This is a genomic window from Streptomyces sp. NPDC002130, from assembly GCF_040296465.1.
GTDB lineage: Bacteria > Actinomycetota > Actinomycetes > Streptomycetales > Streptomycetaceae > Streptomyces.
On the sequence record NZ_JBEOXI010000243.1, the window covers coordinates 1 to 11,851 of the forward strand.

At 71.9% G+C, this 11,851-nt stretch carries 7 protein-coding genes and 1 rRNA gene; 5 read left to right on the top strand and 3 right to left on the bottom strand.

The window, feature by feature from the left end; translation table 11 throughout:
* Positions 1–2,517, top strand: a 2,517-nt coding sequence (locus tag ABT116_RS33125) for an ATP-binding protein (protein ID WP_351641340.1), incomplete at its 5' end; no start/stop codon positions are given.
* Positions 2,518–2,547: 30 nt separating this feature from the next.
* On the opposite strand, the gene ABT116_RS33130 is transcribed toward ABT116_RS33125, so the two are convergent.
* Together ABT116_RS33130 and ABT116_RS33135 are read right to left on the bottom strand one after the other, a co-directional pair.
* On the bottom strand, positions 2,548–4,518 hold the full coding sequence (locus ABT116_RS33130; RefSeq protein WP_351641341.1) for a sigma-70 family RNA polymerase sigma factor: 1,971 nt from the start codon (positions 4,516–4,518) through the stop codon (positions 2,548–2,550).
* A 249-nt stretch (positions 4,519–4,767) separates the two neighbouring features.
* The gene (locus tag ABT116_RS33135) at positions 4,768–5,535 is read right to left on the bottom strand and encodes a TetR/AcrR family transcriptional regulator (RefSeq protein ID WP_351641342.1); all 768 of its coding nucleotides are present in this window, start codon (positions 5,533–5,535) and stop codon (positions 4,768–4,770) included.
* A gap of 372 nt (positions 5,536–5,907) precedes the next feature.
* Between ABT116_RS33135 and ABT116_RS33140 the strand changes: the two genes are divergently transcribed.
* Together ABT116_RS33140 and ABT116_RS33145 are read left to right on the top strand one after the other, a co-directional pair.
* Positions 5,908–7,287: an NAD(P)/FAD-dependent oxidoreductase gene (locus tag ABT116_RS33140; protein WP_351641345.1), complete on the top strand. Its 1,380-nt coding sequence runs from the start codon at positions 5,908–5,910 to the stop codon at positions 7,285–7,287.
* Between the two features lie 174 nt (positions 7,288–7,461).
* Complete coding sequence (locus ABT116_RS33145) at positions 7,462–9,129, top strand: ATP-binding SpoIIE family protein phosphatase (RefSeq protein WP_351641348.1); 1,668 nt, start codon at positions 7,462–7,464, stop codon at positions 9,127–9,129.
* A 29-nt stretch (positions 9,130–9,158) separates the two neighbouring features.
* Here ABT116_RS33145 and ABT116_RS33150 read toward each other — a convergent pair whose 3' ends face one another.
* Positions 9,159–10,424 carry an MFS transporter gene (locus tag ABT116_RS33150; protein WP_351641353.1) on the bottom strand — a complete coding sequence of 422 codons (1,266 nt, stop codon included), beginning with the start codon at positions 10,422–10,424 and terminating at the stop codon, positions 9,159–9,161.
* A gap of 122 nt (positions 10,425–10,546) precedes the next feature.
* On the opposite strand from ABT116_RS33150, the gene ABT116_RS33155 reads away from it, so the two are divergent.
* Positions 10,547–11,095, top strand: coding sequence for a MarR family winged helix-turn-helix transcriptional regulator (locus ABT116_RS33155; RefSeq protein ID WP_351641350.1), 549 nt, complete (start codon positions 10,547–10,549; stop codon positions 11,093–11,095).
* A gap of 664 nt (positions 11,096–11,759) precedes the next feature.
* Positions 11,760–11,851, top strand: a 16S ribosomal RNA gene (locus ABT116_RS33160); the annotation flags it as partial.

Genomic DNA, 11,851 nt, shown 5'->3' on the forward strand with positions numbered 1-11,851 from the left:
GCCATCCGCCCGCGGCTGACCTCTTTCGTCGGCCGGGAACCCGAGATCGACGCCATCCGTTCCGACATGCACAGGGCCCGGCTCGTCACCCTCACCGGACCGGGCGGCTCCGGCAAGACCCGTCTCGCCGAGGAAGCCGCCGCCGGGCTCCCGCAGGCATGGCTGGCCGAGCTCGCCCCGCTCGACCGCCCGGAGGCGGTGCCGGGAGCGGTGGTCAGTGCGCTCGGTCTGCGCGAGACCGTGCTGATGACCAGCGAGCTCACGGCAGTGCAGGACGACCCGGTCGGGCTGCTCGTGGAGTTCTGCGCGCCGCGCAGCCTCCTTCTGATCCTTGACAACTGCGAACATGTCATCGGCGCCGCCGCCCACCTCGCGGAGACCCTGCTGACCCGCTGCCCGGGGCTCACGATCCTGGCCACCAGTCGGGAACCCCTGGGTGTGCCGGGCGAGTTGATCCGCCCGGTCGAGCCCCTGCGCCCTGCCCACGCCCGCCGGCTGTTCGCGGAGCGAGCCACCGCTGTCCGTCCCGACGCGGAGGCCGTTCTCCGCGACGAGCAGGCGGTGGCGGAGATCTGCCGGCGGCTGGACGGGCTGCCACTCGCCATCGAACTGGCGGCGGCCCGGCTCCGGCTGCTCACGCCCCGGCAGATCGCCGACCGCCTCGACGACCGCTTCCGCCTCCTCACCTCCGGGAGTCGTACGGTCCTGCCCCGCCAGCAGACCCTGCGCGCCGTCGTCGACTGGTCGTGGGACCTCCTCGACGACGCCGAGCGGACGATGCTGCGCGAGGTGTCCGTGTTCGCGGGCGGCTGGGACCTCACGGCAGCCGAGGCCGTGTGCTCCGGGCCCGCCGCCGAGCTGACCGGGGCCCTCGTCGACAAGTCCCTCGTCGTCGCGGCGCCCGGCGCGGACGACGGCTCCTCCGGCATGCGGTACCGGATGCTGGAGACCATCCACGAGTACGCCGTCGAGCGCGCCGCCGACACCCCGGGGTTGCGCACCACCGCCGAGCTCCGGCACCGCGCGTGGGCGCGTGCGCTCGCCGCGCGGGCCGATCCGCAGCTGCGCTCCGCCGGGCAACTGCCGTGGATCTCCCGTCTGGAGACCGAGCTGGACAACATCCGCGCGGCCCTCGACCGGGCCCTCGCGGCCCGGGACGAGGCGGAGGCCGCCGCCCTCGCCCTGGCCATGGGCTGGTTCTGGTGGCTGCGCAACTACCGGCACGAGGGCATGGAGTGGCTCGAGCGGACGCTGCGCCTCGGTGTGGCCCTGGACGTGGCGGGGCGTGTGCCGCCCGGCGGCGAGCCGGAGCCCGGCCATCTCGACCACTTCCTCACCGCGTCGGACGGGGAGGTGGGGCATCCGCTGCACGCCCTGCGGATGGACGTGCGCCTGCTGCATCTGTTCTTCATGACCGAGGTCGCGCCCGTGGAGACGTTCGCCGCCGAGCGGCTGCCGTACATGGAGCGGGTGTGGGCCCACTACAGGGGCGGCGGTCCGCACGCGGCCCGTATCCCGGGGCTCGTCTGCCCGATCCTCTCCTCCTTTCTGGGCGACCCGAGCGAGGTCGGCACCGTCCTGGACGCCGCCGTCGCCAACTGCCGTAGGTACGGCGGCGACTGGGAGATCTCCGTCGCCCTGATGTTCCGCGCGCACACGGTCGTCGACGGACCCGGGGGCCTGGAGGGCGTCGACGACGACCTCGCGGAACTACGGGTCCTCAGCCGCCGCACGGGCGACCGCTGGCTGCGCGCCCAGGTGTGCAGCGCCGCGGGCGAGGCCGCCATGGTGCGCAGCCGTTTCGAGGAGGCCAAGGGGGAGTACGAGGAGGCGCTGCGGCTCGCCTACGAGGTGGGCGCCTACGCCGAGTCGCCGTTCCTCATCGCCCGGCTCGCCGAGATCGCCTACCGTGCGGGCGACCGGGTGTCCGCGCTGTCCTTGCTGGACGAGGCCACCGCCGCCGCCGAACGGTACGGAGTGCGGGACTCCAAGGCGTACGTCCTGCTGATGCGCACCCAGATGGCCCTCGAGGACGGGCAGACCGGCCGGGCGCGGGCGTGGTGCGAGGAGGCCCGCGCCAACACCGCTCCCGGCTCCCCGCCACCCCAGTTCATGGTGATGCTGCTCCTGCTCGACGCCGTGATCACCGCGCAGGAGTCCGGTCCGCGGTCTGCCCTGGCCAAGGTCACCGCCGTGTTGCGCGAAGCCGTGGACAAGCGGTGCTCGGAGGTGGTCAGGGCCACGGTCGTGGACGGCGCGGCGGGACTGCTGGCCGATCTCGGCGACTTCCCGCGCGTGGTCAGGCTGCTCGGCGCCGGCGACCACTGGCGGTCGGGCCGCCCGCGCTCCATTCCGGAGCGCGCCCCGGCGGAACGCGCCGAGGCTGCCGCGCGTGCGGCTCTGGGGAGCGCCCGGTGCGAGGCGGAGCGGGCCCGGGGCACGGTTCTCACCGCGGACGACGCCGTGCGCGAGCTGGAGGAGGCGTGCCGTAGGTATGCCCCCGACCGGGTGTCGTAAGCCGTCCTGCCGTCAGCCGCAGCCGTACCGTCAGCCGCAGGTGAACCGGGACTCCGCCCAGTCCACCGGCATCAGGTCGTCGAGAGCGCTGCGCGGTTCCACCACCAGCCGGACCGTACTGCGGCCGGTGAGGTTCACATGGACGGGCACGGCCGGGTCACCGCCCTCGACCAGCGGGGACCGCCACAGCCTGATCCCGTCGGCATAGACGGAGAAGTACACCTTGCCGAGCCTCAACGTCATGTCGTCCACTCCCACGAGCGCGTCGTACGACGAGCAGGCGCGGTTGAGGTCGATGGTGACGGACGAGCGGCCGTGCACGGTGACGCCGTGGGCGTAGCGCTGGTCGCCGACCGACAGGCCGGACCGCTGCCAGACCCAGCTGCTCGAACCGATCCGCATCTCGGGCTTCGTGCCGTCGCCGCTGATGTCGTACGACAGTTCGCTCCACTGGTAGACGACCGGGGCGGGCGGGGGAGGCGGGGGCTGTGGCGGAGTGGGCGTCGGTGTGGGGGCAGGGGGCGGAGTCGGCTTCGGGGGCGTGGGTGGTGGAGCGGGCGTCCGGGGTGGCGTGGGGGCCGCTTCCGGGTCCGGACTCGGGCTGGTCCTGGGGCTCGGTGTCGGTGCGGGCGTCTCGGCGCGCGCGGGCATAATCCCCGGCGGCCGTGGCCCCGGTCCGGGGGGTGAGGAGGAGGGCGGGGGCGTGGGCTCACCCGGGCGCACCACCGACGACGGCGGCGGCGGCGAGGGCGCGGCCTCGGCTTCTTCGTTCGGTTTCTCGTTGCCGGTCAGTGCCATCACCACCGCCGCCACCACACCCACGGCGACCACACCGGCCGCGATACCGGCCTTCACCGGCGCGCCGACCCCCTCGGAGACCGCCGCACCACCTCCGCCACCGGCCGAACCACCCCCCGCTGCGGCTGCCCCACCGGCGGACCCACCCGCCGCGGCCGCCCCCGCCGCACCGGCCGCTCCCGCACCTCCGGCGATGAGCCCGGCGGCCTTCGCGTACCCGGCGGCCCCGAACCAGCCGATGACGGCGACCGGTACGACCGCCGGGATGCCGCCGGCCACTTCCTCGATCTGCAGCGCGGCCAGTCGGCACTTCGCGCATTCGTCCAGGTGCTTGCGCAGCCCCCGCTCGGCGCGGATGCGCAACCGCCCGCGGGCGTAGGTGCCGAGCTGGTCGGCGTAGCGTGCGCACTCCTCGTCACCGGTGAGCGTGGCGCTGACGTGGGCCTGGAGATAGGCCTGCTTGAGCCCTTCGCGGGCCCGGCTGGCGAGTACGCGGGTGCCGTTGGCGTCCAGCCCGAACAGCGTGGCGACCTCGCTGGGGGACTCGTCCTCGATCTCGGTGTGCCACAGCACGGCCTGCCAGCGCTCCGGCAACGAACGGAAGGCCCGCATGGCCATGGACCGCTCGGCCTCGTGCATCGCCCGTACGTCCGCGCCCAGTTCGAGCGTGTCGTCGCCGGACACGTCGGGCCCGTGCGCGGACTGGGCGGCGAACACCGCGAAGTCGTCGACGAGCTGCTCGCGCCGTGCCGACCTCGTCCAGGAGGCGGCGACGCGCCGGACGGAGGTGAGCAGGTAGGCGCGTACGGCGTGCGTGGGGCCCGCGCCGCCGCGTACCGCCTGCAGCATGCGGGCGAAGACCTCGGCGGTCAGGTCCTCCGCGGTGTGGGCGTCGCGGCAGCAGGTGCGGGCGTACCGGCGCACGGCTTGCGCATGGCGCCGGTACAGCTCCTCGTACGCCGTGTCGTCGCCCGCGCGCATCCGGTCGATGAGGCCGGCGTCGGACGGCGGCGTCTCGCGCGGCGGCAGGGCGCCGTCCTCGCACCGGTCGCGCTGGGCAGGGACCGAGCCGTCGCCCAGGTGCCCGGCGGGCGGCACGCTCGCGCGTCCGCCCTGACTCGGCACCTTCGGCGGGACCGGGCCGTCGGCCGTGGCGTCGCCGTGCCCGCTGCCGCTCGACTCGTCCCGCCCGTCAACGCTCATCGCGGAAAGCCCCCGGCAGCCGTCCAACCCGTCCAGACCACCGGGTCAGAGTGCCATATGGGCTTATGGTCAGAAGCCCGAAGTTCGGACGATCACTCATCCGTGGGGATTCATCGCACGGCAGTACTGGCCGTCACTCATTCGGGGAAGGCTCCCCCTCTTCTCTCCGGCTCGCTCCGGGCCCGGACGTGCCGCCCGAGCCCGGAAGCCCCACCCGACCCGGGCCTGTTCGACCCGGGTCCCGGTGGCTCAGGCCGGTCGCGAGCGCAGACCCTCCAGCAGGATGTCCAGCAGCCGGGCCGACGCGGCCGCCTGCTGAGCGGCGTCCGGCAGTGAGGGCGCGGCCGTGGCGATCACCAGCAGCACGTCCGACACCGACACGTCCGCCCGCAGCTCACCGGCCGCACGCGCCCGGTCCACGAGCCGGCCCACGACCTCGAGCAGCGCCGTCGTCCCGGCGTCGTCCTCGGCCGCTGCCGCCGGTACCGAAGCGACCGCGACGGGCTGGTCCGGCACCAGTCGCAGCTCCGTCGTGCCCGGCTGGGTCCGCTGCTGCGGCACCCGCGGGCCACCGGCACCGTCCTCGACGGAGACCCGCAGCACCTGCGGCGGCAGCAGCCGCCCCGCGCCGGAGGCCACCGACGTCCGCAGGAAGCGCGACAGCGCCGACCACGGTTCGTCCTCCTGCCCGAGCGCCGCACGCGCCTGGTCGGTCAGCCGGGAGGTCTCCTCCTCGGCTATCCGACGCACCAGGACGTCCTTGCTCGGGAACCGCCGGTACACCGTGCCCACGCCGACCCGCGCGCGCCGCGCCACGTCCTCCATCGGCGCGCCGTACCCCAGCTCGCCGAAGACCTCGCGCGCCGCCCGCAGTACGTGCTCCAGATTGCGCTGTGCGTCCACACGCAGCGGCGTCGTCCGGGACGCGTCGCGTCCGCTGCCCGCCGCCGCGCTCATCGTCATACCGCCCGCCGCGACTGCGGACGCGGGCGACCAATGAGAGTCCTGAACATGCATAAGTATTCCCCCGGTAATGACGTCTCCCCCCGGAGACTCCCCGCCATACGATGCCGGGACGCGGGAACCGGCCCGTTCCGCGGCCCGCCCGTCGCGGACCCCGGTGAGCGCATCCCCCTACACCCCGTCGACACACGAACATAGTTGAGAGGGAGTCAATTCAGAAGGGGCACGTTCCGCACGGAGCGCCCACCGATCGGAGTACGGGCGGCATACGTCCCGAATGTGCCCCCGCGCGCCCCCTGCATCACCCCTCCTGACCTGCGCGAATTCGGTGCGGGCGCTAATCCGGCCAACTCCGCGCGCCCTCCCGCTCCGGTCACACAATTCGTCGAGGCTGTGGACAAACGCAAGCGACGGGTGCGTCATGGGATGGTGAAGGAACGTGCGCGCATTCTCGTTGTCGGTGGCGGCTACGTCGGGATGTACACGGCCCTGCGCCTGCAGCGCAGACTGAAACGGGAGCTGGACCGGGGCGAGGTGGAGATCACCGTCGTCACCCCCGACCCGTACATGACCTACCAGCCGTTCCTCCCCGAGGCCGCCGCGGGCGCCATCTCCCCCCGCCACGTCGTCGTACCGCTGCGCCGCGTCCTCTACCGGTGCCGGGTCCTGATCGGCGAGGCCACCGCCGTCGACCACGCGAAACGCACCGCGACCGTCACCACCCTCGCCACCGAGGAGGAGGGCACAGGCGGACAGCGACTGTCCTACGACCAGCTCGTCCTCGCCCCCGGCTCCGTCTCGCGCACCCTGCCGATCCCCGGCCTCGCCGACCACGGCATCGGCTTCAAGACCGTCGAGGAGGCCATCGGCCTGCGCAACCACGTCATCGAGCAGATGGACATCGCCTCCTCCACCCGCGACCCCGCCATCCGCGACGCGGCCCTCACCTTCGTCTTCGTCGGCGGCGGCTTCGCCGGCGTGGAGGCGCTCGGCGAACTGGAGGACATGGCCCGCTACGCCGCGCGCTACTACCACAACGTCCAGCCCGACGACATGAAGTGGATCCTCGTCGAGGCCTCGGACCGCATCCTGCCCGAGGTCGGCGAGGAGATGGGCCGCTACACCGTCACCGAGCTGCGCCGCCGCAACGTCGACGTCCGCCTCCACACCCGCCTCGAGTCCTGCGCCGACCGGGTCGCCGTCCTCAGCGACGGTGCCCGCTTCCCCACCCGTACGGTCGTCTGGACGGCCGGCGTGAAACCCCACCCGGTGCTCGCCGCCTCCGACCTGCCCCGCAACGGCCGCGGACGCCTGAAGTGCACGCCGGAACTGTCGGTCGACGGCACCACGCACGCGTGGGCGGCCGGAGACGCCGCCGCCGTCCCCGACGTCACCGCCGGGGAACCGGGCCGCGAGTGCGCCCCCAACGCCCAGCACGCGGTCCGCCAGGCCAAGGCCCTCGCCGACAACATCGTGCACTCCCTGCGCGGCGAACCACTGCAGACGTACGAACACGCCTACGCCGGTTCGGTCGCCTCGCTGGGCCTGCACAAGGGCGTCGCCCACGTCTACGGGCGCAAGCTCAAGGGCTATCCCGCCTGGTTCATGCACCGCGCCTACCACCTCAGCCGTGTGCCCACCTTCAACCGCAAGGCGCGGGTGCTGGCCGAATGGACCCTGGCCGGCCTGTTCAAACGGGAGATCGTCTCCCTGGGTTCACTCGAACACCCCAGGGCGGAGTTCGAACTCGCGGCCGGTGGAAAGCCTTCTCAAGACCCCCCGCACAACCCGAAGGGGTCGTCCTGACCGGACCCAGGAACTCCAGCGGCCGGCCCGGCGTCTGACGGATGTCGGTCCGGTCCGCGCCCTGCCAGACTGGTCCACCACCGCGGGCACGCCACCACGAGCCCCGGTGCGGGCCCTCCGGGGCCCCGGCCGGTTCCGGTGCCGGCCGCCGACCACTACACGAGGCAAGGATTCGTGAACTTCACGCGCTGGAGCGCCCGGCTCCCCGGAACGCAGCGCCGCGCCGCAGCGCGGACCGAGCAGACGGCCTCCCCGGACCGGCGGGGGGACGGCTCCGTACCCGCCGCCCGCGCCGAACAACTGACCGACGAGACACCGTCCGTTCCCGCCGTCGACGAACTGCGGGTGCGTGAGGTCCTCGACCGCGCCCCGTCCCTCGTCGCCCTGGTCCACGGCCCCGACCACCGCATCGCCTACGTCAACGACGCCTATACGACCGCCTTCGGCGTGCGCCCCCTGGGCGAGCGCGCCCGCGAGGCCCTCCCCGAGCTGGACGCCCTCGGTCTGTTCCCCCTCCTGGACCAGGTCCAGCGCAGCGGCAAACCGCGTACGGTCAAGTCACGCAAGGCCCCAGACGGCCGCTCCTACAGCTTCACGTGCACCCCGGTCGCCCAGGGCGACGGCAAGGGCGGCAGCGACGGCCGCGGCGTCCTCGTCTTCGCCACCGACGTCACCGACCACGCCGAAGCCGCGGAACGCCTGCGCGCCAGCGAACGCCGCCAGCGCGAAACGGCGGTCACCCTCCAGCGCTCCCTGCTCCCGCAGGAACTCGAACAACCGGACGACCTGCGCATCGCCGCCACCTACCACCCCGGCGGCACGGAAGCCGCGGTCGGCGGCGACTGGTACGACGTCATCACCCTGGGCGGCGGCCGCACGGCCCTGGTCATCGGCGACGTCATGGGCAGAGGCGTCCGCGCGGCCGCCGTCATGGGCCAGCTCCGCACGGCGGTCCGCGCCTACGCCCGCCTCGACCTCCCCCCGCACGAGATCCTCCAGCTCCTGGACGGCCTGGCAGCCGAGATCGACGCCAACCAGATCGCCACGTGCGCGTACGCCATCCACGACCCGAACGAGGGCAAGCTGATCTACTCCTCGGCGGGGCACCTCCCGATCCTCGTCCGCGACGAGAACGGCACGGTCCTGCGCGCCGAGGAACCCACCGGCCCCCCGCTCGGCACCGGCGGCTGGATGCACGCCTCGGGCTCGATCCCCCTCGCCCCCGGCTCCACGGCCGTCCTCTACACGGACGGCCTGGTCGAGCGCCGCGACGCGGACCTGGACGAGGGCATCGCCGCCCTGGAACGCGCCCTGGCCGGCGCCACCGGCACACCCCAGGTCGTCTGCGACCGCCTGGTCCGCTCCGCGGGCGTGACACCCGACCACGACGACGACGTGGCCGTCCTGGTCCTCCAGCACCCCGCCCGCACCGGAGCGGACAGCGAGCTCTTCCGCAACGCCGCCCTGGAACTCCTGGGCGGAGTGGAAGCGGCTCCCCGCGCGCGTGCCTTCGCCTCGGGCGTCCTGACCAGCTGGCGTTTTCCCGCCGACCTGCACGACCTGGGCGTCCTGGCCACCAGCGAACTGGTCGCCAACTCCCTCCAGCACGGCACCCCGCCGATGCGGCTGCGCCTGCGCCGCACGGACAGACGCCTGATCATCGAGGTCACCGACGGCGACGACCACCTCCCCAGACGCCGCCGCGCGGAACCGGGGGACGAATCGGGCCGGGGCATCGCCATCGTGGCCACGATCGCGTCGAACTGGGGCTGCCGCCGCACACCGGGCGGAGGCAAGGCGGTCTGGTGCGAGTTCGCCCTGCCCCGCACCCAGACCACCTAGGGCCCGTCGGCCCTGGACGGGACCCGGGATCAGACGTCCGCGGAAACGGGCGCCCCACCCCGCGCCACGACCCGGCTCTTCCCGAGCCACGGCTGATCCTGCACATCGGTCAGCTGCCGCCCCAACCGCACGGCCAGGACGGTGATCCCCAGCGAGAACACCAGGAACGCCACGATGTACGGCGCGTGCAGCGAGGCCCCGAGCGGCCCGCCCACCGCCGGCCCGACGGCCAGCGCCAGCTGCTTGACCAGGGCGAACGCCGAGTTGTACTGCCCGGCCATCCCCTCCGGGGCGAGATCCGCGACCAGCGGGGCCACGGTCGGCGACAACATCGCCTCACCCAGCCCGAACAGCGCGTACGTCGACACGAACGCGGCCGTCGCCATCTCCTGGCTCCCGTGCCCGAGCCCCGCGTACCCGGCGACGACCCACGCCACGGCCCAGATCAGCCCGACAGCGGCGATCACCCGCGACCGCCGGCGCCGCTCCACGAACCGCAGCACGGCGAACTGCGCGACGACGATCATCAGCGTGTTGGCGGCGAGCGCGCTTCCGAGCGCGGACGTCGATATCCCGGCCGCCTCGACCCCGTAGGCGCTCAGCCCCGACTCGAACTGCCCGTAGCAGGCGAAGAACAGCACGAAGCCCAGCACACACAGCTGCACCATGGCCCGGTTGCCCATCAGCTGCTTCCAGCTGCCCCGGCCCGAGGCCTTCGGGGCGTCCTCGATCCGCGGCGCGTGCGGCATTCGAACGGTCACCATCACCACGACGAGCAGCAGGAACATCGCCGCCTCGATCGCGAAGAGCAGCGTGAAGGAGGCGGCGCTCGTCGTGTCGACGAGATGCCCGCCGATGAGGCCGCCGACGCCGAGCCCGAGGTTCTGCAGGAAGAACTGCATGGCGAAGGCACGCGACCGCGTCTCCGCCGAGGAGCAGTCGACGATCATCGTCGCGAGCGCCGGCTGCATCACGGCCTGCCCCGCCCCCAGCAGCGAGGCCGAGACCAGCACGGCAGCCGCACTGCTCGCGATCCCCAGGCTGAGGGCACCCAGAGCGGCGGTGACCAAGGCGGTGAGCAGCACCGGCAGCGGGCCGCGCCGGACGATGGCCCGTCCGGCGAACGGCAGCACGACCAGCGCGGCCACAGCGAAGACGGCGAGTACGAGACCCGCCGTCATGGCCCCAAGCCCTCGCACCTGCGCCACATAGACGTACAGGTACGGGACCGTGAAGCCGAGCCCGAACGCGCTGAGTGCGTTACCCACGTGAATCCGGCGCATCGCTGCGCCCATCGCCCTGGTCACGTTCACCTCTCTCACAAGTTAGGAGTGAAGACTTCGAAACTAAAGTTCGAAGCTAAAGAGTACATACTCAAGGACTTCAAGGCAAAGAAGGACCGTGCGATACTGCGCACATGGGCGACACTCCCGGCCTCAGCGAGCCGACCCTCGAAGAGCAGATCGCCGCGTACCAGCGCGAGTTCCAGGACCTGGACCCCCAGGTCGAGCAGATCGTCTCGGCCCTCTCCCGCCTGAACCGCCGCATGAACGTCGCCTACGGCCGCCAGACCTCGGCCCTCGGCATCAGCAACGCGGAGTGGGAGGTCCTCAAGGCCCTCGTCCTCTCCGGAGCCCCCTACCGTCTTGGCCCCAGCGACCTCGCCAAGCGCCTCGGCCTCACCCCGGCCGCGATGACCCACCGGATCGACCGCATGGTCGCCGAATCTCTGGTGACCCGTGAGCGAGACGAGTCGAACCGCGTACGAGTCATCGTGGAGCTGACATCAGAGGGGCGAGAGAAGTGGCTGGAGGCAATGCGCCTGGCGACGGTCTTCGAGGAGGACCTGCTCCAGGACCTGTCACCGGACGAGCGCACGGCGCTGGGCGAAGTGCTCACGCGCCTGCTGCGCCGGGTCGAGCACGCACAGCCGGACGCCGGCGGACGCCTCAGCGACCTGGACTGACAGCGGGGCCGAAAAGATCTTGACAAGGGACGCTTGACACGCCCCTGGCGGATCCGTAGAGTTCTTCGGGTTGCCACGGAGCCGTAACGGTTCTTCGGCAGCACCTTCCGCCGCAGCAGCGGCATCCCAACCACAAGCTCGACCTCCCGACGGGGTTGATTTCGGCACGCCCGAATTCAATTCGAATTGGGACTCGACGACCTGATCGACTCCGAACGGCCTCGATTTGGGAATCGCCGACAGGGCGCGCTAAGGTTGGGAACGTCGGAACGGCCCAACAGCCGCGAAGACAAACCCCGCTGACCGGGGATCAGGCCCGAAAGGATCTGATAGAGTCGGAACCGCCGGAAAGGGAAACGCGGAAGCGGGAACCTGGAAAGCACCGAGGAAATCGGATCGGAAAGATCTGATAGAGTCGGAAACGCAAGACCGAAGGGAAGCGCCCGGAGGAAAGCCCGAGAGGGTGAGTACAAAGGAAGCGACCGTTCCTTGAGAACTCAACAGCGTGCCAAAAGTCAACGCCAGATATGTTGATACCCCGTCCATCGGACAACCGATGGTCGAGGTTCCTTTGAAAAAACACAGCGAGGACGCTGTGAACGGTCGGGCTTATTCCGCCTGACTGTTCCGCTCTCGTGGTGTTGCACCGGATTACCGGTACACATTCACGGAGAGTTTGATCCTGGCTCAGGACGAACGCTGGCGGCGTGCTTAACACATGCAAGTCGAACGATGAACCACTTCGGTGGGGATTAG

Coding starts and splice junctions, on each gene's coding strand:
- ABT116_RS33130 (WP_351641341.1), bottom strand. CDS start 4,518: ATGAGCGTTGACGGGCGGGACGAGTCGAGCGGCAGCGGGCACGGCGAC.
- ABT116_RS33135 (WP_351641342.1), bottom strand. CDS start 5,535: ATGCATGTTCAGGACTCTCATTGGTCGCCCGCGTCCGCAGTCGCGGCG.
- ABT116_RS33140 (WP_351641345.1), top strand. CDS start 5,908: ATGGTGAAGGAACGTGCGCGCATTCTCGTTGTCGGTGGCGGCTACGTC.
- ABT116_RS33150 (WP_351641353.1), bottom strand. CDS start 10,424: ATGGGCGCAGCGATGCGCCGGATTCACGTGGGTAACGCACTCAGCGCG.
- ABT116_RS33155 (WP_351641350.1), top strand. CDS start 10,547: ATGGGCGACACTCCCGGCCTCAGCGAGCCGACCCTCGAAGAGCAGATC.